19 protein-coding genes and 1 pseudogene are annotated in these 20480 nt (G+C 73.5%); 12 read left to right on the top strand and 8 right to left on the bottom strand.

Annotation, left to right across the window (positions count from 1 at the left end):
* Positions 1-272 precede the first annotated feature (272 nt).
* Both ESG85_RS03300 and ESG85_RS03295 read left to right on the top strand, forming a co-directional pair.
* Positions 273-1625 carry an NsdA family TPR-like regulatory protein gene (locus ESG85_RS03300; protein ID WP_128976489.1) on the top strand — a complete coding sequence of 451 codons (1353 nt, stop codon included), beginning with the start codon at positions 273-275 and terminating at the stop codon, positions 1623-1625.
* Between the two features lie 76 nt (positions 1626-1701).
* Positions 1702-2232 (top strand): NUDIX domain-containing protein, encoded by a 531-nt coding sequence (locus tag ESG85_RS03295; RefSeq protein WP_128976488.1) that lies wholly within the window; start codon positions 1702-1704, stop codon positions 2230-2232.
* Positions 2233-2512: 280 nt separating this feature from the next.
* Here ESG85_RS03295 and ESG85_RS03285 read toward each other — a convergent pair whose 3' ends face one another.
* Positions 2513-3373 (bottom strand): 3-hydroxybutyryl-CoA dehydrogenase, encoded by an 861-nt coding sequence (locus ESG85_RS03285; RefSeq protein ID WP_128976486.1) that lies wholly within the window; start codon positions 3371-3373, stop codon positions 2513-2515.
* Positions 3374-3545: 172 nt separating this feature from the next.
* Here ESG85_RS03285 and ESG85_RS03280 point away from each other — a divergent pair, with 172 nt between their 5' ends.
* The gene (locus ESG85_RS03280) at positions 3546-4868 is read left to right on the top strand and encodes a family 10 glycosylhydrolase (protein WP_128976485.1); all 1323 of its coding nucleotides are present in this window, start codon (positions 3546-3548) and stop codon (positions 4866-4868) included.
* Positions 4869-5039: 171 nt separating this feature from the next.
* On the opposite strand, the gene ESG85_RS03270 is transcribed toward ESG85_RS03280, so the two are convergent.
* Together ESG85_RS03270 and ESG85_RS03265 are read right to left on the bottom strand one after the other, a co-directional pair.
* Positions 5040-5243 (bottom strand): DUF1918 domain-containing protein, encoded by a 204-nt coding sequence (locus ESG85_RS03270; protein WP_128976484.1) that lies wholly within the window; start codon positions 5241-5243, stop codon positions 5040-5042.
* A 150-nt stretch (positions 5244-5393) separates the two neighbouring features.
* Positions 5394-6341 carry a DMT family transporter gene (locus ESG85_RS03265; protein ID WP_128976483.1) on the bottom strand — a complete coding sequence of 316 codons (948 nt, stop codon included), beginning with the start codon at positions 6339-6341 and terminating at the stop codon, positions 5394-5396.
* A 193-nt stretch (positions 6342-6534) separates the two neighbouring features.
* Here ESG85_RS03265 and ESG85_RS03260 point away from each other — a divergent pair, with 193 nt between their 5' ends.
* The 3 genes from ESG85_RS03260 (at position 6535) to ESG85_RS03250 (ending at position 10227) form a co-directional block, all read left to right on the top strand.
* A complete protein-coding gene (locus ESG85_RS03260; RefSeq protein ID WP_128976482.1) occupies positions 6535-8013 on the top strand; it encodes an aminotransferase-like domain-containing protein in 1479 nt (492 codons plus the stop codon).
* 354 nt (positions 8014-8367) lie between these two features.
* On the top strand, positions 8368-8943 hold the full coding sequence (locus ESG85_RS03255; protein WP_128976481.1) for a histidine phosphatase family protein: 576 nt from the start codon (positions 8368-8370) through the stop codon (positions 8941-8943).
* A 42-nt stretch (positions 8944-8985) separates the two neighbouring features.
* The gene (locus ESG85_RS03250; RefSeq protein ID WP_128976480.1) at positions 8986-10227 is read left to right on the top strand and encodes a methyltransferase; all 1242 of its coding nucleotides are present in this window, start codon (positions 8986-8988) and stop codon (positions 10225-10227) included.
* Positions 10228-10354: 127 nt separating this feature from the next.
* Here the strand turns inward: ESG85_RS03250 and ESG85_RS03245 are convergent, their stop codons facing one another.
* Positions 10355-11956 carry an ABC-F family ATP-binding cassette domain-containing protein gene (locus tag ESG85_RS03245; protein WP_128976479.1) on the bottom strand — a complete coding sequence of 534 codons (1602 nt, stop codon included), beginning with the start codon at positions 11954-11956 and terminating at the stop codon, positions 10355-10357.
* Positions 11957-12105: 149 nt separating this feature from the next.
* Between ESG85_RS03245 and ESG85_RS03240 the strand changes: the two are divergent.
* Positions 12106-12669 (top strand): annotated as a pseudogene (locus tag ESG85_RS03240) (IS110 family transposase); the annotation flags it as partial.
* Between the two features lie 137 nt (positions 12670-12806).
* Here the strand turns inward: ESG85_RS03240 and ESG85_RS03235 are convergent.
* Positions 12807-13292, bottom strand: a complete 486-nt coding sequence (locus tag ESG85_RS03235; protein WP_181018946.1) for a hypothetical protein — start codon at positions 13290-13292, stop codon at positions 12807-12809.
* Between the two features lie 251 nt (positions 13293-13543).
* Positions 13544-13963: a sigma-70 family RNA polymerase sigma factor family protein gene (locus ESG85_RS03230; protein WP_128976477.1), complete on the bottom strand. Its 420-nt coding sequence runs from the start codon at positions 13961-13963 to the stop codon at positions 13544-13546.
* A gap of 173 nt (positions 13964-14136) precedes the next feature.
* Between ESG85_RS03230 and argC the strand changes: the two genes are divergently transcribed.
* Genes argC through ESG85_RS03205 form a run of 5 tightly spaced genes read left to right on the top strand, consistent with a single transcriptional unit; the run spans position 14137 to position 19051 of the window.
* Positions 14137-15165 (top strand): N-acetyl-gamma-glutamyl-phosphate reductase, encoded by a 1029-nt coding sequence (gene argC, locus ESG85_RS03225; protein WP_128976476.1) that lies wholly within the window; start codon positions 14137-14139, stop codon positions 15163-15165.
* Positions 15162-16328, top strand: coding sequence for a bifunctional glutamate N-acetyltransferase/amino-acid acetyltransferase ArgJ (gene argJ / locus ESG85_RS03220; protein ID WP_128976475.1), 1167 nt, complete (start codon positions 15162-15164; stop codon positions 16326-16328). Before argC ends, argJ begins: the two co-directional genes overlap by 4 nt.
* Entirely contained in the window at positions 16325-17257 is a 933-nt protein-coding gene (gene argB / locus ESG85_RS03215) for an acetylglutamate kinase (protein WP_128976474.1), read from the top strand. Before argJ ends, argB begins: the two co-directional genes overlap by 4 nt.
* A complete protein-coding gene (locus ESG85_RS03210) occupies positions 17254-18507 on the top strand; it encodes an acetylornithine transaminase (protein WP_128976473.1) in 1254 nt (417 codons plus the stop codon). The genes argB and ESG85_RS03210 overlap by 4 nt, the downstream gene beginning before the upstream one ends.
* Positions 18508-18514: 7 nt before the next feature.
* Positions 18515-19051: an arginine repressor gene (locus ESG85_RS03205; protein WP_128976472.1), complete on the top strand. Its 537-nt coding sequence runs from the start codon at positions 18515-18517 to the stop codon at positions 19049-19051.
* A 74-nt stretch (positions 19052-19125) separates the two neighbouring features.
* Here ESG85_RS03205 and ESG85_RS03200 read toward each other — a convergent pair whose 3' ends face one another.
* Positions 19126-19812, bottom strand: coding sequence for a L,D-transpeptidase family protein (locus ESG85_RS03200; protein WP_128976471.1), 687 nt, complete (start codon positions 19810-19812; stop codon positions 19126-19128).
* 48 nt (positions 19813-19860) lie between these two features.
* Positions 19861-20457, bottom strand: coding sequence for a pyridoxamine 5'-phosphate oxidase family protein (locus ESG85_RS03195; protein ID WP_128976470.1), 597 nt, complete (start codon positions 20455-20457; stop codon positions 19861-19863).
* Between the last annotated feature and the right edge of the window lie 23 nt (positions 20458-20480).

Raw genomic sequence — 20480 nt, 5'->3', positions numbered from 1 at the left:
GAGACAGGGATGGGCAGGTGGCCGGCGCCGTCCGTGCTGCCACGGAGTGTCGGGCAGATCAACAGCACGGACGGCGCACGCGACCGGGCGACCGCACTGTACGAGGGGGAGCCGGCGGCCCGGTCTCTCGCCCTTCGGCGAGAGACCCAAGTCAATCCGTACCGGGGCGACTTCGACAGTGCGCGCGGAAGGGAAGAACGAGCACTTCGTTCACACCCCGTGCGAAAGCCTCCTTCACTACGCTGAGCGCACCGAATCACCGGAGCGGTCCCATGCAGCCCACGCCACAGCCCAACACCCTCCTCGACGCCCTGCTCGCCGAGGCGGGCATCTCGAACGCCGGTCTCGCCACCCGGGTGAACCAGGCGGGCCGGGCCCGCGGCCTCGCCCTGCGCTACGAACACACCGCGGTGGCCCGCTGGTTGAAGGGCCAGCGGCCGCGCGGCCAGGTCCCCGACCTGATCTGCGACGTGCTGGCCGGCCGGCTCCGCCGTCCGGTCACCCTCGACGACATCGGCCTCGGCGTGCCCGGCGCGGCGCTTCCCGCCCCCGGCACCCCGCTCTCCGGCTTCGTCGACCGGGCCACCGCCCTGTGGCGCTCCGACGAGCAGGGCCGCGGCAACGTGCTCGGCATGCAGGCCGTCACCGGCACCCCGGCGGTCATGCCGGTGTGGGAGTGGGAGAACCCGCCCGAGGACGCCGACGTCTCCCACGAGGGCCGCACCCGGGTCTCGGCCGCCGACGTCTCGATGCTCACCGCCGCCCGCGCCCACTACGAGCAGATGTACCGCAAGGCCGGCGGCATGGCGACGCGCGCCCGGATCGTCGGCTTCCTCGGCACCGGAACCGCCCCGCTGCTGCGCGGCGCGTACGGGGACGCGCTCGGGCGGCGGCTGCACCGGGCGGCCGGCGGCCTGGTGGCGGTGGCCGGGATCTGCGCGTACGACTCCGACGCCCAGGGGCTCGCCCAGCGCTACTTCCACCAGGCGCTGCGGCTCGCGAAGGCGAGCGGCGACCGCGGGCTCGGCGCCTATGTGGTGGCGCTGCTCGTCAACCAGTCGCTGTTCATGGGGGAGTACCGGCAGGCCGTGGCGTTCGCGGAGGCCGCGCTGCGCTCGGCAGGCCGCGACATCACGCCCGCGCTCGCCGCCGATCTGACGGCGATGCAGGCGAAGGCGTACGCGCATCTCGGCGACGCGGCGGCGGCCCTGGCGTGCATCCTGCGGGCGGAAGAGGAGGCCGAGCGGATCAGCCCCGGCAGCGAGCCGGCCGAGACGGGCTACGTCCAGCCCGGCCTCGTCAACGTGCAGGTCGCCGAGGCCCTGCTCAGTCTGGGTGAACTCGCGGCGGCCCACGAGCACGCGGCCGCGGCGGTGGGCACCCCGGCCCACGACCGGGGCCGGGTGCACCGGCTCGCCATGCTGTGCCAGATCGAGTTGCGGCAGGGGGAGCCGGACCGGGCGGCGCGGACGGCGGAGGAGATGACCGAGCGGGCGCGCGGGATGGAGTCCCGGCGGCTGCGGGACCGGCTCCGGCTGGTGCGGGAGCAGTTGCTCGCGAGCGGCGGCGAGGAGGCGCGCAGGGCGGCCGACATCGTCGCCAGTGCGCTGCGCGTGCCCCTGTGAGCGATTCCTTGCGACCTGGCGCCTGCTGCGATATTGCCACCAAGTAATCACCGACCTGTCGGAAGGTGGCAAAAACGTGCAGTGGACGAAACTAAGTGAACAGCCGGTGTATGAGAACCGCTGGTTCCGGGTCAACCTGGCGGACGTCGAACTCCCCGACGGCCGCCGGCTCGACCACTATCTGATCCGGCTCCGCCCGGTCGCCGCCGCGACCGCCGTCAACGATGCTGACGAGGTCCTGCTGCTGTGGCGCCACCGCTTCATCACCGACAGCTGGGGCTGGGAGCTGGCCGCCGGAGTCGTCGAGGACGGCGAGGAGATCGAGGCCGCCGCGGCCCGCGAGATGGAGGAGGAGACCGGCTGGCGCCCCGGGCCGCTGCGCCCGCTGCTCACCGTCGAGCCCTCCAACGGCCTCAGCGACGCCCGCCACCACCTCTTCTGGAGCGAGGAGGCGACCTGGACCGGGCCGCCGCAGGACGCCTTCGAGTCCTCGCGCCTGCAATGGGTCCCGCTCAAGCTCGTCCCCGACATGATCGCCCGTGGCGAGGTCCCGGCCGCGAACATGGCAGCCGGCCTGCTGATGCTGCACCACCTGCGGCTGGGATGACGGCGGGGGCGGGAACGCACGGGCGCCCGAGGCCGGGAAGGGGAGGGTGCCCGAGGTTGGGCAAGGGCGAGCGCCCGAGGCTGGGCAAGGGCGAGCGCCCGAGGCCGGGAAGGGCGGGTGTCCGAGACCGGGAAGGGCGGGTGTCGCTGGGAAAGGCGGACGGCCCGTACCTGTGCGGTGTACGGGCCGTCCTCTCGGCAGCGGAGCCGAGGTCTCAGGGGCGAGGCCGGGCGCCTGATGGGCCGGGCCTCAGGGGCCGGGGCCCCAGGAGGCGAGGGCCTCAGGCGTACGGGTAGAAGCCCGAGCCGGTCTTCCGGCCGAGGCGGCCCGCGTCCACCATGCGCTGGAGCAGCGGCGGAGCGGCGTACAGCGGCTCCTTGTACTCGGCGTACATCGAGTCCGCGATCGAGGCGATGGTGTCCAGGCCGATCAGGTCGGAGAGCTTCAGCGGGCCCATCGGGTGGGCGCAGCCGAACTCCATGCCGTTGTCGATGTCCTCGCGGCTCGCGATGCCCGACTCGAACATCCGGATCGCGGAGAGCAGGTACGGCACGAGCAGCGCGTTCACCACGAAGCCCGAGCGGTCCTGGGCGCGGATGGCGTGCTTGCCGAGGGTCTTCTCGGCGAACAGCTGGGCCCGGCTGATCGTGCCCTCGGAGGTGGTGAGGGCGGGGATCAGCTCGACCAGCTTCTGCACCGGCGCCGGGTTGAAGAAGTGGATGCCGATGACCTGGTCGGGGCGGGAGGTGGCCACCGCGAGCTTCACCAGCGGGATGGAGGAGGTGTTGGAGGCCAGGATGGCGTCCGGCCGGGTCACGACCTGGTCGAGGACCTGGAAGATCTCGGTCTTGACCTGCTCGTTCTCGACGACCGCCTCGATCACGAGGTCGCGGTCGGCGAACTCGCCCAGGTCGGTGGTGAAGCTGAGCCGCGCGAGCGTCGCGTCGCGCTCCTCCTCGCTGATCTTGCCGCGTTCGGCGGCCTTGGCGAGAGAGTTGTAGAGCCGCGTGCGGCCGATCTCCAGCGCCTCGCCGGTGGTCTCGGCGACCCTCACGTCAAGACCGCTGCGGGCGCACACCTCCGCGATGCCCGCGCCCATCTGGCCGCAGCCGACCACTCCGACGCGCTCAATGTCGGCCATGGAGTCCGTCACCTCGTGCCTTTCGCTCTCTGCTGGCGGCGGGAGCCCGTGTGGTTCCGGTGCGTCCGCCTCGACTCCACGACGTTACTCCCGACACGACCGATGATCGATCGTTCTGACCAGGGGATGCTGTCGGATGGACTGTGACGTATCCGATAGCGAGGGGTGACAAATGCCGCGGATCGGTAGAAGAGGGTTCATGGCCGGGGCCGGAGCCGCGCTCACGGGCCTGGGTCTCGGTCCCGCCGGAAGGACCGCCGGCGCCGCCGGGCCGACGGGGCCCGAGGGGCCCGAGGGGCTCGAGGGGCTCGCGGAGGACGGGGAGGCGCGGGAAGCGCGGAGAGCGCGGGAAGCGGCGGCGGAGGAGGCCGCCGAGCCCGCGGAGGACGGCGGTGCCGCGTTCCGCGGCATGTGGATCGCCACCGTCGCCAACCGCGACTTCCCCTCCCGGCCCGGACTGAGCGCCGCGGCACAGCGCGCCGACCTCCTCGACCTCCTCGACCTGGCCGTACGGCGCCGGATGACCGCGGTCCTGTTCCAGATCCGCCCCTCCGCCGACGCCCTGTGGCCCTCGCCGTACGAGCCCTGGGCCCAGTGCCTCACCGGCGTCCAGGGCGCCGACCCGGGCTGGGACCCGCTCGGCACGGCCGTGGCCGAGGCCCACGCGCGGGGCCTGGAGCTGCACGCCTGGTGCAATCCGTACCGCGTCGCCGGCCACGCCGACCCGACGCGGCTGGCCGCGAACCATCCGGTGCGGCGCCACCCGGAGTGGGCGCTCACCTACGACGGGCGGCTGCTCTACAACCCCGGCCTGCCCGAGGTCCGGCGGCACGTCCAGGACGCCATGCTCGACGCCGTGCGCCGCTACGACGTCGACGCCCTGCACTGGGACGACTACTTCTACCCGTACCCGGTGGCGGGCAGGGTCCTCGACGACGACGAGGCCTTCGCGCGGTACGGGGCGGACTTCGCGGACCGGGCCGCCTGGCGGCGGAACAACACCCGGCTGCTCGTCTCCGAGATGGCCGCCCGCATCAAGCGGACCAAGCCCGGCGTCGCCTTCGGCATCAGCCCCTTCGGCATCTGGCGCAACGCCGCCACCGACCCCGCCGGCTCCGACACCGCCTCGGGCGTGCAGACCTACGACGACCTGTACGCCGACACCCGGCGGTGGATCACCGAGCGGCTGGTCGACTATGTGATCCCGCAGCTCTACTGGAACATCGGCTTCCCGTCCGCCGACTACGCCAAGCTCGTGCCGTGGTGGGAGCGGACGGTGCGCGGCACCGGCGTCCGTCTCTACCTCGGAGAGGCGCTGTACAAGGTGGGCGATCCCGCCCAGCCGAAGGCATGGCAGGACCGACGGGAGCTGGCCCGCCACGCGGAACTCGCCCGCCGTCATCCAGGCGTGGGAGGACACTGCTACTTCGCGGCCCGCGAGGTCGCCCGGGACCCGCTGGGCGCGCTGACCGCCGTCCTCGCCGACGACGCCTGAGACCGTGCCGCGCCGTGCCGCGCCGTGCCGGAACGGCTCCGCCGCCGGACGCTCAGCCGGCGGTCCGGGGCCCGGCGGTCTGGAGCCCGGCGGTCAGGTGCCTGGCGGCCCGGAGCCCGGCGGTCCGGGGTCCGGTGACCAGGGGGCTGACCAGGGGGTTTACCGGCGGGCTCACTGGCCCCCGGTCTCCCCGTGGCGGCGTACGACGGTGTCGGGACCCGGTGACATCAGGGCCTCGTGGCCGTCGTCGTCGAACTTGACGCGGTACGGGGGAGCACCGTTCTCGCCCTTCACCTCAAGGACCTCGGCCGTACGGTCGTGCTGACCGACGGTCCGGCCGTGCACCAGCAGTTTGTCGCCCACGCTCGCACGCATCGGGGTGACCTCCTCGCGGCCGGTTCCGTCCCCGGCCCGTCCCCGCTGGACGGGCCTACGTCTGCCATTGTGACGTGGGTCCCAGCTCTTCGCCCGCTGGGTCGTCACGCCTTCGCCCCTTGGGCCGTGATGTCTTCGTCCCCTGGTCCGTCACACCTTCGCCCGCTGGGTTGCGGCGATGCAGACCAGCACCGCCACGGCCGCCAGCGGCGCCGCGGGGGCCAGGTCCTCGCCGAGCACGGTCACCGACCAGAAGAGCGTGAGCAGCGGCTGGGCGAGCTGGAGCTGGCTGGCGCGCGGGATGCCGATCGCGGCCATGCCGCGGTACCAGACGTACAGGCCGAAGAAGGTGGATCCGACGGCCACCCAGACCAGGCCCGCGACGCCGTGCGCGGTGAGGTGCACCGGCTCGTACGACAGCGCCACGGCCGCACCCGCCGTCATCAGCGGCAGGCACAGCACCAGCGCCCAGCCCACCACCTGCCAGCCCGGCATCAGACGGGCCAGCCGCCCGCCCTCCGTGTAGCCGGCGGCGCACACCAGAAGGGCCCCGAAGAGGTAGAGGTCGCCGGTGGAGAGGGCGCCACCGCTCTGCTGGAGGGTGAAGCCGAGCACGACGACGGCGCCGGACACGGCCGCGACCCAGAACGTACGGGACGGGCGGCGGCCGGTGCGGACCGCGGCGAAGACCGCCGTCGTCAGCGGCAGCAGGCCCACGACGACGGCGGCGTGCGAGGTGGTGGAGGTCCGCAGCGCGAGCGTGGTCAGCAGCGGGAAACCGATCACCACGCCGCCCGCGACGACCGCGAGCCCCGCCCAGTGGCGACGCTCGGGAAGCGGCACCCGGCCCGCGAGCAGGAAGGTGCCCGCGACGAGTGCGGCGAGCACGGAGCGGACGGCGACGAGCGACCAGGGGCCGAAGCTCTCCAGACCCCACGCGGTGGAGGGGAAGGTGAGGGAGAAGGCGACCACACCGAGCGCGGCGAGCAGCGTGCCGCCGCGCTGCGCGGGCCGCGCGGCCGGAGTGGGGGCGGCCGCGGCCTGGGCGGCCGGAGCATGGGCGGCCGGAGATCGAGCAGCCCCAGTCCGCGCCGGCACCGCCGGATTCCCCGCCGTCTGAACCGGCCCAGGCGCGGCCGGAGGTGGTGCGGCGGTCGCCTCCGGGGTCCGCGCCGTCCCGGCCGTGACGGGAGCGGCGCTGACGGGAGCGACGGTGACAGGAGCGGCCGTGACGGTCTCCTGCCTGCCGACCGCTATCGTGCTCGGAGTAGTAGCGCTATTCTGTGCTCTCATGCACGAGCGTAGCAGTGTCGCTGAACTGGCCAACACTCTGAGAGCGGAGCTCGACCGCTACTCACCAGGAGAAAAGCTGCCGTCGAGTCGCGTCCTCGTCGAGCGGCATCGCGTCTCCCCGGTGACCGTCACCCGTGCCCTCGCCCAGCTCGCCGCCGAAGGGCTCGTCGTCACCCGCCCCGGCGCCGGCGCCTACCGCGCCGAACCCCGCGCCACCACCCCCGTCCCCGGCGACACCTCCTGGCAGGAACTCGCGCTCAGCGCCGACACCGCCACCGAACTCGTCCCGCGCGCCGTCGACGCCTCCGGCGTCCTCGTCACGCTCTCCGCGCCGCCGCCCGGCGTCGTCGAGTTCAACGGCGGCTACCTCCATCCGGCCCTCCAGCCCGAGCGCGCCCTCGCCGCCGCCCTCGCCCGGGCCGGCCGCAGGCCCGGCGCCTGGGGCCGGCCTCCCGTCGACGGACTGCCCGAGCTGCGCGAGTGGTTCGCCCGCGAGATCGGCGGGGATGTGACCGCCGCCGAGGTCCTCGTCACCGCCGGCGGCCAGTCCGCCATCACCACCGCCCTGCGCGCGCTCGCCCCGCCCGGTACGCCCGTGCTCGTCGAGTCGCCCACCTATCCCGGCATGCTCGCCGTCGCCCGCGCCGCCGGTCTGCGGCCGGTGCCCGTGCCGACCGACGCCGACGGCGTCCGGCCCGAGCTGCTGGAAGCGGCGTTCCGCGCCACCGGCGCCCGGGTGTTCGTGTGCCAGCCGCTCTTCCAGAACCCCACCGGCGCCGTCCTCGCAGCCGAACGCCGGTCTGCCGTCGTCCGCATCGCCCGGGCCGCCGGCTCCTTCGTCGTCGAGGACGACTTCGCCCGCCGCCTCGTCCACGCCGACGCGGGCCCGCTGCCCGGGACGCTCGCCGCCGACGATCCCGACGGCGTCGTCGTCCACGTCTGCTCCCTCACCAAGATCACCTCCGCGAGCCTGCGGGTCGGCGCGCTCGCCGCCCGCGGACCCGTCCTCGAACGGCTCCGCGCCATCCAGGTCGTCGACAGCTTCTTCGTGCCCCGGCCGCTCCAGGAGACCGCCCTCGAACTCGTCGGCTCGCCCGCCTGGAACCGGCATCTGCGCGCCGTTTCCCAGGAGCTGAAGAGCCGGCGCGACACCATGACCGGTGCCCTCGCGCGCCACCTGCCCGAGTTCGCCCTGCCGCACATCCCGTCCGGCGGCTACCACCTGTGGCTCCGGCTGCCCGACACCGTCCCCGAAGCCGGCCTGCTCGCGGCCGCGCTGCGCGCCGGAGTGGCCGCCGCGCCAGGCCGCCCCTACTTCTGTGCCGAGCCGCCCGCCGGCCACGTCCGGCTGAGCTTCGCGGGTGTCGCGGGCGACACGGAGATCGCGGAGGGCGTACGACGACTGCGCGCGGCCGTCGACGAGCTCACCGGCCGAGGGGACCAGTTCACCGGCCGGGGGGACCAGTTCACCGGCTGAGGGGCCGAGTTCACCGGCCGTCGCGGACGAGCTCATCGGTCGCGCTCACCGGCTGAGCGGGCGAGTTCTCCAGCTGAGCGGTCGAGCTCACCGGCTGACGCGCGGGACCGCGGAGGGCTCGCCGGAGCACCTGCGCGCGCCGCCCGGAGGCCGGCATCACGCCACCGCGGGACCAGCGCGAGACACCGCCCGGGGCCACTGCGGGACACCGCCCGGGGCCAGCGCGGGACACCGCCCGGGGCCACCGCGGACCCCGGACATGCGGGCGCACTCGGACAGCGCCGAGCGAGACCCTCCCGTGACCCTGCCATCGACCCCTTGACCCGCCGGGCCTGCGGCCTCACGATCGCGGCCATGGGTCTTCGGGTCACGCTCGTCGCGGCGGCGCGCAGTTCCTCCCTGCTCGCCGAACGCTTCGACGACGACCGGCCGCTCGACGAGGCCGGCTGGTACGAGGTGCGGCTCGCCGCGCCGCGACTGGTTCCGCTCGGTGCCGCGGAGCTCCGCTACTGCTCCCCGACGCCCCGCAGCCGCGCCACCGGCATCGCCCTCGGCTACGCCCCGCTCGCCCAGCCGGCCCTCCGTGACTGCGACATGGGCCGGTGGCGCGGCCTCACCCTGGCCGAGGTCGCCGCGCTCGAACCCGCCGCCGTCGACGCCTGGCTCGCCGACCCGCGCACCGCGCCGCACGGCGGAGAAACGCTTCTGTCGTTCATCACCCGGGTCGGCGGCTGGCTCGACACCCGGCCCGCCGACGACGGCGCCATCGTCGCCGTCGCCGAGCCGGCCGTCGTCCGCGCGGCCCTCGTCTACGCACTGAAGGCGCCGCCCGCCACGTACTGGAACGTCGACGTGCGCCCGCTGTCCACGGTCACCCTCACCGGCCGCCCCGGCCTGTGGCACCTCCAGCTGGCGGCGGCCGTGTCCTGAGCGGCCGGGACCCCCGGGGCGATGGCCTAGCCTGGTGACACGATGAACCGTCTGACCACGTCATGGGGCACGTTCCCGCTCACCCGTTTCCCCGCCGACCCGCGCGACCCGCTGCGCGCCTGGGACGCGGCGGACGAGTACCTGCTGAACCACCTCGCCGAGTCGGGAACCGATCCGTGCGGGCACGTCGCCGTGGTGGGCGACCGGTGGGGCGCGCTCGTCACCGCGCTCGCCGCGGCCAGGACGGAGGCCGGGGCCGACACCTCGTCCGGGGCGGACACCTCGTCCGGGGCGGACCCCACGTCCGGGGCCGAGCCGGCAGCGGACGCCGGCCGGCTGACGCAGATCTCCGACTCGTACCTGGGCCGGACCGCCACGGCCGAGAACCTCGCCCGCTCGGGCGCCGCTCCCGACGCGGTCACGCTGCTCACCACCCAGGACCCGCCACCCGCGCGGATCGACGTGCTGCTCGTCCGGGTGCCCAAGAGCCTCGCGCTCCTGGAGGACCAGCTGCACCGGCTCGCGCCCGCCGTGCACGAGGACACGGTGATCGTCGGCACCGGCATGGTGAAGGAGATCCACACCTCCACGCTCGCGCTGTTCGAGCGGATCCTCGGCCCGACCCGGACTTCGCTGGCCGTGAAGAAGGCCCGGCTGATCCACACGACACCGGACGCGGCGCGGGTACGGGACGCCAACCCCTGGCCGTACGCGTACGAGCTCCCCGCCGACGCCCCCGCCGGGCTCGCCGGCCGTACGGTCGTCAACCAGGCGGGCGTCTTCTGCGCCGACCGCCTGGACATCGGCACCCGCTTCTTCCTCCGGCACCTGCCGACCGGCCTCGGAACGGCCCGGGTGGTCGACCTCGGCTGCGGCAACGGCGTCGTGGGACTCGCCGTCGCGCTCGCCGAGCCCGAGACCGAACTCGTCTTCACCGACGAGTCGTACCAGGCCGTCGCCTCCGCCGAGGAGAACTTCCGCACCCACGCGGGGGAGGACCGCAAGGCCGAGTTCGCCGTGGGCGACGGGCTCGCGGAGGCGGCCCCCGGCTCGGTCGACCTGGTCCTCAACAACCCCCCGTTCCACAGCCACCAGGCCACCACCGACCGCACCGCCCGCCGGATGTTCGCCGACGCCCGCCGGGCCCTGCGGCCCGGCGGGGAACTGTGGGTGGTCGGCAACCGGCACCTCGGCTACCACGTCGCCCTGCGCCGGATCTTCGGCAACAGCGAACTCGTCGCGAGCGACCCGAAGTTCGTGGTGCTCCGGGCCGTCAAGCGCTGACCGGAGCGTTGACCCGAGCGCGGCCCCCGCAGCCTCCGCGCGGCCCCCGTGGGCCCGCGCAGTCCCGGCGGGGCCGTGCGAGGTGCCCGGGTGCGCGGCTCCGTGACGCATCCGCCGGACGCCCGGCTCACGCCAGGGACACCAGCTCCCGGTAGCCCTCGTTCCACAAATCCTCCTCCGCGTCCGGGAGGAGCAGGACCCGCTCCGGCCGCAGCGCGTCGATCGCGCCCTCGTCGTGGGTGACCATGACGATCGCACCGGGGTACGTGCCGACGGCGGCCAGGACCTCGTCGCGCGAGGCCGGGTCCAGGTTGTTCGTCGGCTCGTCGAGCAGCAGCACGTTCGCGCCCGAGTGCACCAGGCCCGCCAGCGCGAGCCGGGTCTTCTCGCCGCCGGAGAGGACGCCGGCCGGCTTGTCGGCGTCGTCGCCCCGGAACAGGAAGGCGCCGAGGACGCGGCGGACCTCGCCGTCCGTGAGGTGCGGGGCGGCCGCGGCCAGGTTCTCCCGGACCGTGCGGTCCGGGTCCAGCGTCTCGTGCTCCTGGGCGAAGTAGCCGATGCGCAGACCGGGGCCGTGCACGACACGGCCGGAATCGGGGGCCTCCCGGCCCGCGAGCAGTCTCAGCAGCGTCGTCTTGCCCGCGCCGTTCAGGCCGAGGACCACGAGCCGGGAGCCCCGGTCCACCGCCAGGTCGACGCCGTCGAGGACCGGGCGGCCCGCTCCGTAACCCTTGGTGAGGGAGACGGCGCCGAGCGGCGTACGGCCGCAGGGCGCGGGCTCCGGCAGTCGGATCCGCGCCACGTGCTCGGTGCGCCGGACGTCCTCCAGGCCGCCCAGGAGACGGTCGGCGCGGCGGGCCATGCTGCGGGCGGTGACCGAGGTCGAGGTGCGGGCCTTCATCCTGTCCGCCTGTGCGTGCAGCGCCGCCGCCTTGCGCTCGGCGTTGGCGCGTTCGCGGGTACGGCGGCGCTCGTCGGCCGCCCGCTGGGTCAGGTAGCGGGCCCAGCCGGTGTTGTGGACGTCGATCGTCGCCCGTTGCGGGTCCAGGTGGAAGACCCGGTTGACGGTGGCCTCGATCAGCCCGAGGTCGTGGCTGACGAGCACCAGTCCGCCCTGGTGGGCGGCGAGATGGCCGCGCAGCCAGCCGACCGAGTCGGCGTCCAGGTGGTTGGTCGGCTCGTCGAGCAGCAGCGTGCCCTCGCGGCCGTGGCCGGCGAACAGGATCCGGGCCAGCTCGACGCGGCGCTTCTGCCCGCCGGAGAGCGTGCCGACCGGGCGCCCCATGACGTCCGCGGGCAGTCCGAGGCCGGCGGCGACCCGCGCCGCCTCGGCCTCGGCCGCGTAGCCGCCGCACGCCTCGAAGGCGGCCTCGGCCCGCGCGTACGCGTCCATGGCGCGGTCGTCGGCGTGCCCGGCGAGCCGGTCGGCGGCCTCGCGCAGGCGCCGCACGGCGACGTCCATGCCCCGCGCGGACAGGATCCGGTCGGTGACGGTCACGGCGGGGTCGGCGGCGCGGGAGTCCTGCGCCAGGTGCGCCACGGGGCCGGTGCGCAGCACGCTGCCGGCGGCCGGGGCGTGCAGCCCGGCCAGGGTGTGGAGCAGGGTGGTCTTGCCGGCGCCGTTGCGGCCGACGAGCCCGACGCGGTCGCCGGGGGCGATGTGGAAGGAGACGGCGGAAAGGAGGAGGCGGGCGCCGACGCGTACGTCGGCACCGCGAACGGTGATCATGGGATGACGCTCCGAACAAGCTGAAGGACACACGGGTGGCGTGGAAGTGGGTCCTCGGCTAGGAAATTCGGGGCGTAGACATGCGTCCGACGTTAGGGGACCGGGTGGCGGGACGCATCCGGTTTTCCGACGCGGCGCCCGCCACCGCTGTCACCCCGGTCGGCGAGAAGGCGTTCGCCAAGCGCCTGCCCCACCCCGACCCCAAGCTCCGCGAGCTGTTCGCCAAGCTCCAGGCCAAGCACGGAACGGTGCTGGTGGTGGTCGACCAGCCGGCCTCGATCCGAGCCCTGCCGTCGGCGGTCACGGGACATGGGCTGCCCGATCGCTTACCTGCCCGGGTCGACGATGCGGCGGATCGCTGGCCTCTGCCCCGGGGAGGCGAAGACGGACGCGAGGGACGCGTTCATCATCGCGGACGCGGCCCCCGCGATGCCGCACACGCTGCGGGCGATCGACGACGAGGACGAGATCGCCGGGCTGGAGATGATCGTCGGGTTCGACGACGGCCTGCTCCGGAGAGGCCAACCCGGGGCGCCAACCGGCTGCACGGCCTGCCGACCCGGAACCATCCGTCGCTGGAACGGGTCCGGGGGCCACGGTTGCAGCACTCGGCCGTCCTTGCGCTGCTGGAACGGTTCGGATCACCGGCCCAGATGCGCAGGGCCGGCCGGCGGCCACATCTCTGCCTTCGCAGACCTGGGCGACCTCGCGTCCCGGGCCTGCTACGCCAAGAAGATCGCCCGGGGAAGCGCCACCCAGGCCCTGCTCTGCCTCGCCAGACGCCGGGCCGACCCGCAGTTCGCGATGCTCCGCGACGGCACCTTCCGCGAACCGCAGCCCTCGACCGCAGTCACCCGACCTGCGGTTCTGCAAGGAGAACGACTCGATCGGCCTCGACATCGAAGCCGAGCACCGGATGGTCGTCGTCGCCTTCCGGGTCCATCAGCACCGGCTTGCCCAGCCGCCGCCCGATCTCCCGGAGGAAGCCGCAGAACACATCGAGTCGATCCTGGCCCTGCAACTCCCGCAGGTCGACGTCGAAGTCGACTTCGACATCGGCGTGGAAACGGAAGATCGCCAGCACCTCGGCAGACGGCCGGACCCGCAGCTCAGGGCACTCGGCATCCGCCGGGCGGTACAGCACTTCCTCCGCCCGAGGCACCGGAAGCGCCATGTCTCCCTCGGAGTACTGGCACGGCCAGCCCTTCTCCGCGATCAAGTCGAGGACCGACTGCCAGTCCTCCACCGAGGCATCCGGGACCCGCACGTCCGGCAGCGCCCCCATCAGGTCCGGGTCGAAGAAGCACTTCACGTCATCCCACAGCAGATCGGACACGGCGCCATGCTGCCTCGGCATGCCCACCGATCGCACCCCGGTTTCCCTTGACCCATCACACGGGGGCACCCCCCGGCGCCCTCCTCGCTGCTACGGGAACCCACGCCTCATCGCTCCACGCGCTCCTCACCGCTCGGGAACCCACGCGCTCCTCACCACCCCGAACCCCCGCCCGCCTCATCGCCCTGGGCCGTGCGCCCGCCTCACTGCCCTGGCCCCTGCGCCCGCCTCACTGCGCCGGCCCCCGCGCCTTACTGCTCCGGGAACCGCAGTCCCAGCGCCCGTACCCGGTCCTCGCCCGTCGTGATGGCGAGTGCCGTGATCCGGCCCGCGCGCAGGGTGAACGCGACCGCCGTCACGGGCCGTCCGTCGTCGAACGCGACCGCCCCGAGCGCGCCGCCGACCAGTGCCGGACGGGCCACCCGTCCGGCCCGGTGGGTCAGTGCGGACGTGGTTTCCTCGGCGACGGCGGGCGCGCCCACGGTCGTGCCGTGCTCGGAGCGGGCGACCACGCTGGGATGGAGGACGGCGGCGAGGAGGCGCGGGTCCGGGTGGAGCACCGCGCTGAGGAACACGTCCACGACCGCCCGGTCCCGCGCCGGGTCGCCGGCAGGCCGTGCTGCCGGCGGAAAGGTCTTCTCGTCCATCGAGTCTCGCTCCTGCTCACGCATCGGGTCCCACTCCTGCTCGGGCGGACGTCCGTCCGGACGGTCCACAGGAGTGACGGAGGGGCCCACCAGGTTGTGACACGCCGCCGGGCACCGCCGCCGACCACACCCCGGACAGGGCTTTGCATAAAACTGCGCGAGTACGTATAGTCATGCCATCCATGAGGAGGGTTTCGATGACGGTACGAGCAGCAGTCGCGGGCGCGAGCGGATACGCGGGCGGAGAGCTCCTGCGCCTCCTCCTGGCCCATCCCCACGTCGAGATCGGTGCCCTGACCGGCCACTCCAACGCCGGCCAGCGGCTCGGCGGGCTGCAGCCGCACCTGCTGCCGCTCGCCGACCGGATCCTGGAGGAGACCACCACCGAGGCCCTCGCCGGCCACGACGTCGTCTTCCTCGCCCTTCCGCACGGTCAGTCCGCCGCCGTCGCCGACCGGCTCGGGCCGGACACCCTGGTCGTCGACATGGGCGCCGACTTCCGTCTGAAGGACCCGGCCGACTGGGAGGCCTTCTACGGCTCCCCGCACGCCGGCACCTGGCCGTACGGCCTCCCCGAACTGCCGGGCGCCCGCACCGCGCTGGAGGGGTCCAAGCGCATCGCGGTGCCCGGTTGCTACCCCACCGCCGTCTCGCTCGCGCTCTTCCCCGCGTACGCCGCCGGGCTCGCCGAGGCCGAGGCCGTGATCGTCGCCGCCTCGGGCACCTCCGGAGCCGGCAAGGCCGCCAAGCCGCACCTGCTCGGCAGCGAGGTCATGGGCAACATGTCCCCGTACGGCGTCGGCGGCGGTCACCGCCACACCCCCGAGATGATCCAGAACCTCAGCGCGGCGGCGGGCGAGCGGGTCACCGTCTCCTTCACGCCCACCCTCGCGCCGATGCCCCGCGGCATCCTCGCCACCTGCTCGGCCACCGCCAGGCCCGGCGTCACCGGCGAGACCCTGCGCGCCGCGTACGAGAAGGCCTACGCGGACGAGCCGTTCGTCCACCTGCTCCCCGAGGGGCAGTGGCCCGCCACGGCCTCCGTCTACGGCTCCAACGCGGTCCAGCTCCAGGTCGCCCACGACCCGGCGGCGAACCGGATCATCGTGATCAGCGCCATCGACAACCTCACCAAGGGCACCGCCGGCGGCGCGGTGCAGAGCATGAACATCGCCCTCGGACTTCCCGAGACGACCGGACTTTCCACGATGGGAGTCGCTCCATGAGTGTCACCGCAGCGAAGGGATTCACGGCCGCGGGCATCGCGGCCGGAATCAAGGAGAACGGCAACCCGGACCTGGCCCTCGTGGTCAACACCGGGCCGCGCCGCGCCGCCGCGGGAGTGTTCACCTCCAACCGTGTCAAGGCCGCGCCCGTCCTCTGGTCCCAGCAGGTCCTCGCCGACGGCGAGCTGACCGCCGTCGTCCTCAACTCCGGCGGCGCCAACGCCTGCACTGGCCCGAAGGGCTTCCAGGACACCCACGCCACCGCCGAGAAGGTCGCCGAGGTCCTCACCGCGGCCGGCACGGAGACCGGCGCCGGTGACGTCGCCGTCGCCTCCACCGGGCTGATCGGCGTCCTGCTCCCCATGGACAAGCTGCTGCCCGGCGTCGAGAAGGCCGCGGCCGAGCTGTCCGAGCACGGCGGCGAGAAGGCCGCCATCGCCATCAAGACCACCGACACCGTCCACAAGACCGCCGTGGCGGTCAAGGACGGCTGGACCGTCGGCGGCATGGCCAAGGGCGCGGGCATGCTCGCCCCCGGCCTCGCCACCATGCTCGTCGTCCTCACCACCGACGCCGACGTCGACGCCAAGGGCCTCGACGCCGCCCTGCGGCACTCCACCCGGCTCACCTTCGACCGGGTCGACTCCGACGGCTGCATGTCCACCAACGACACCGTCCTGCTCCTCGCCTCCGGCGCCGCCGGAGTCACCCCGGACCAGGACGCGTTCGCCCAGGCGGTCCAGGAGGTGTGTGCCGACCTGGCCCGCCAGCTCATCGGCGACGCCGAGGGCGCCAGCAAGGACATCCGCATCGAGGTGATCAACGCGGCCACCGAGGACGACGCCGTCGAGGTCGGCCGGTCCATCGCCCGCAACAACCTCCTCAAGTGCGCCATCCACGGCGAGGACCCCAACTGGGGCCGGGTGCTCTCCGCCATCGGCACCACCTCCGCCGCCTTCGATCCCGACGCGCTCAACGTCGCCATCAACGGCGTCTGGGTGTGCCGGAACGGCTCCGTCGGCGAGGACCGCGAGCTCGTCGACATGCGCTACCGGGAGGTCGTCATCACCGCCGACCTCGCCGCGGGCACCGAGTCCGCCGTCATCTGGGCCAACGACCTCACCGCCGACTACGTCCACGAGAACAGCGCCTACTCGTCATGACCAACGCCACGCGGAAGCACACCGCGCTCCCCAAGGCCCAGACCCTCATCGAGGCGCTGCCCTGGCTCACCCGGCACCGCGGCAAGACCGTCGTCATCAAGTTCGGCGGCAACGCCATGATCGACGAGGACCTCAAGGCCGCGTTCGCCCAGGACGTCGTCTTCCTGCACCACGCCGGCCTCAGGCCGGTCGTGGTGCACGGCGGCGGCCCCCAGATCAGCGCCGCCCTCGACCAGGCCGGCCTGGTCAGCGAGTTCAAGGCCGGTCTGCGGGTGACCACGCCCGAGGCCATGGACGTCGTACGGATGGTGCTCGCCGGCCAGGTCCAGCGCGAGCTCGTCGGGCTGCTCAACCGGCACGGCCCGCTCGCCGTCGGCCTCACCGGCGAGGACGCCCACACCATCACGGCCGTCAAACACCAGCCGCTCATCGAGGGCGAGCAGGTCGACATCGGCCGGGTCGGCGAGATCACCTCCCTCGACACCGGCGCCATCCAGGCCCTCCTCGACGACGGACGCATCCCCGTCGTCTCCTCCATCGCCCGCTCCCAGGACGACGACCATGTCTACAACGTCAATGCTGATACGGCGGCTGCGGCACTCGCTGCGGCGCTGGGCGCCGAAACACTGATGGTCCTGACCGACGTCGAGGGCCTCTACGAGGACTGGCCGCACAGCGACGAGGTCATCAGCCGGCTCACCGCGAGCCAGCTGGAGAAGCTGCTGCCCGAGCTCTCCAGCGGCATGGTCCCGAAGATGGAGGGCTGTCTGCACGCCGTGCGCAACGGCGTCACCACGGCCCGCGTCATCGACGGCCGCGTCCAGCACTCCATCCTGCTGGAGATCTTCACCGACGAGGGCATCGGCACGATGGTCGTGCCGGACGACACCGACGGCTCGGACCACCCGAGCGACCAGGGGGAGAAATGACCGGGAACGCCGAGCCGACCGGGAACGCCGAGCCGACGGGCAGCTCCGAACCGACCGGCAACGCCGTACTGACCCGGCGGTGGCAGGGCGCCCTCATGGACAACTACGGCACGCCCCGGCTGCCGCTCGTCCGCGGCGAGGGCGCCCGGGTCTGGGACGCCGACGGCAAGGAGTACCTCGACTTCGTCGGCGGCATCGCCGTCAACGCGCTCGGCCACGGCCACCCGGCCGTCGTCGAGGCCGTGTCGCGGCAGATCGCGACCCTCGGCCACGTCTCCAACCTGTTCGTCGCCGAGCCGCCCGTCGCGCTCGCCGAGCGGCTCCTCGGTCTCTTCGGCCGCCCCGGCAAGGTCTTCTTCTGCAACTCGGGCGCCGAGGCCAACGAGGCCGTGTTCAAGCTCGGCCGGCTCACCGGCCGTTCCCACATGGTCGCCACCGACGGCGCCTTCCACGGCCGGACCATGGGCGCCCTCGCGCTCACCGGACAGCCCGGCAAGCAGACCCCCTTCCTGCCCCTGCCCGGCGAGGTCACCCACGTGCCGTTCGGGGACGTCGAAGCACTGCGGGCCGCGGTCACCGAGGACACCGCCTTCGTCATCATCGAGCCGGTCCAGGGCGAGATCGGCGTCGTCGTCCCGCCGCCCGGCTACCTGAAGGCCGCCCGCGAGATCACCCGCGCCACCGGCACCCTGCTCGTCCTCGACGAGGTGCAGACCGGCATCGGCCGGTGCGGCCACTGGTTCGAGCACCAGGCCCACGAAGGCGCCGAACCGGACGTCGTCACCCTCGCCAAGGGCCTCGGCGGCGGGCTGCCGCTCGGTGCGACCGTCGCCTTCGGCAAGGCCGCGGAGCTCTTCGCGCCCGGCCACCACGGCACCACCTTCGGCGGCAACCCGGTCGCCTGCGCCGCCGGACTCGCCGTCCTCGACACCCTCGCCGCCGACGCGGCCCTCGACCACGTCAAGGCGGTCGGGGAGCGGCTGCGCCAGGGAATCGAGGCTCTTGGCCACCCGTTGGTCTCCCACGTCCGTGGCGCGGGCCTCCTGCTGGGTATCGTGCTCACCGGGCCCCTCGCACCCCAGGTGCAGCAGGCGGCCCAGGACGCCGGTCTCCTGGTGAACGCGCCCGCTCCCGATGTCGTACGGATCATGCCTCCGCTGGTCCTCACCGACGCCGAGGCGGACGCCTTCGTCCAGGCCCTGCCCGGCGTCCTGGACGAGGCGAACGGGCAAGGACGAACCGGAGAATGAGACGACGATGACCGACGCGCAGGAGAACGAGCACGGCGGGCCGTCCGTTCCGCAGACCCGTACCGCACGCCACCGCAGGATCGTCGACATCCTCAACCGGCAGCCGGTGCGCTCGCAGAGCCAGCTCGCCAAGCTCCTCGCCGACGACGGGCTGAGCGTCACCCAGGCGACGCTCAGCCGCGACCTCGACGAGCTCGGCGCGGTGAAGATCCGCAACACCGGCGGCGAACTCATCTACGCCGTGCCCAGCGAGGGCGGTTTCCGCACCCCGCAGGCACCGCTGGGCGAGTCCGCCAAGGAGGAGCGCATGCGGCGCCTCTCCGGCGAACTGCTGATCTCCGCCGAGGCCTCGGCCAACCTGGTGGTGCTGCGCACCCCGCCGGGCGCCGCCCAGTTCCTCGCGTCGGCCATCGACCAGGCCGAACTCCACGCGATCCTCGGCACGATCGCGGGCGACGACACCCTGCTGCTCATCTCCCGTGACCCGGCCGGCGGCCAGGCCCTCGCCGACCACCTGCTCCGCCTGGCCCAGAAGGAACGCTGAGCTCCCGTCAGCAGCCCGCGCCCTTAGGGCGTGTGCCGAGAGTCCCGTCTGCCCGGCGGTGTCCGGCACGCGCGTTAGTACCGCATGATCGCCGTCGGTCCGCCCCGCGTGCCGACGGCGATGTGCGGTCGGCGGTGCGGGTCCGCCCAGGTGAGGATCCTGCGCATCGCGTCCGCCGGCACGGACACGCACCCGGCCGTCGCCCCGCGCCCGTCGACGTGCAGGAAGATGCCGGCGCCGCGCCCGCGCACCGGACGGTCGTAGTTGAACCCGATCACCAGCGCGTGCGCGTACTGCCGTCCGTAGTCCGCCAGATGCTCCGACTCGGCGGCCCGGCAGTCCGCCGGCAGCCCCTCCACCCAGCGGTTGTACGCGGCCGACTCGTTGTCCTGGCACCACCAGGACCGGTCCGTCACCCGCGCGTACCGGTACGCCGTCCCGGCCGGCGCCGGTGCGATCCCGAAGGCGTACGGCAGGCCGTACAGGCCGGTCGGCGTGGTGTTCGTGCCCTGCCGCCGGGCCGCGCCCTCGGCCAGGCCGTTGGCCCCGAAGCGTGCCGGTGCCGAGCCCGTCCGCGTCCACCGGCCGCCGCGCCGGTCCCACCAGGTGACGGTCCCGGTCGTGGCGGCCGCGTCCGCGGCCACGGCGGTGATCAGCTGCGAGCCGCCGCCGGTGTCGGCCATCCGCTCGGGCAGGGGCACGGGAGGCCGGGGGAGGGCGAGCGCCGCCGCCAGGGCGCCGAGTGCGAGAAGGGTGCGCATGCCGCGAGGCTAGGGTGTCTCCTCGGCGCGTCCGGGTCCGCCGCCCGGCTACTCACCCGGGCGGGGGAGCGGCGGCAGCGGGAGCGGCAGCCCCGGCAGGCCGTCGATGCTCGTCGCGATGTGCTCCTTCTTCGCGAAGTACGCGCTCAGCGAGGCGTCGTCCTCCCGCGCGAAGCGCTTCCCGTGCAGGTCGCGGTCCTCGTCGTACGACATGAACGGCACGGCGTAACCGCAGCTGTCCCGGACGAGTTCGGCGTGCACGACGATGATCGCCCGCAGTCCGTGCGGCTCCGGTTCGATCCCGTCGAAGTGCCCCATGAGCTCCGCCCAGCGCGGGTCGTCGCGGAACACCGGCTCGCCGCGCCCGTGGATCCGCACGATGTTCGGCGGCCCCTGGAAGGCGCACCACATCAGGGTGATGCGTCCGTTCTCGCGGAGGTGGGCGACGGTCTCGGAGGTGGAACCGGCGAAGTCCAGGTAGGCGACGGTCCGTTCGTCGACGACGGCGAAGGAACCGGTCAGCCCCTTGGGCGAGAGGTTGACGGTGCCGTCGCCGGCGAGCGGCGCGGTCGCGGTGAAGAAGAGGGGCTGGGCCTCGATGAAGGCGCGGAGCCGTCCGTCGATGCGTTCATATGTTTTTCCCATGGTGTCCATTCTTCGTGAAGGCG

This window comes from Streptomyces roseicoloratus (assembly GCF_004117935.1).
Classification (GTDB): Bacteria; Actinomycetota; Actinomycetes; order Streptomycetales; family Streptomycetaceae; genus Streptomyces; species Streptomyces roseicoloratus.
This window is presented reverse-complemented; position numbering and strand designations above follow the sequence as displayed.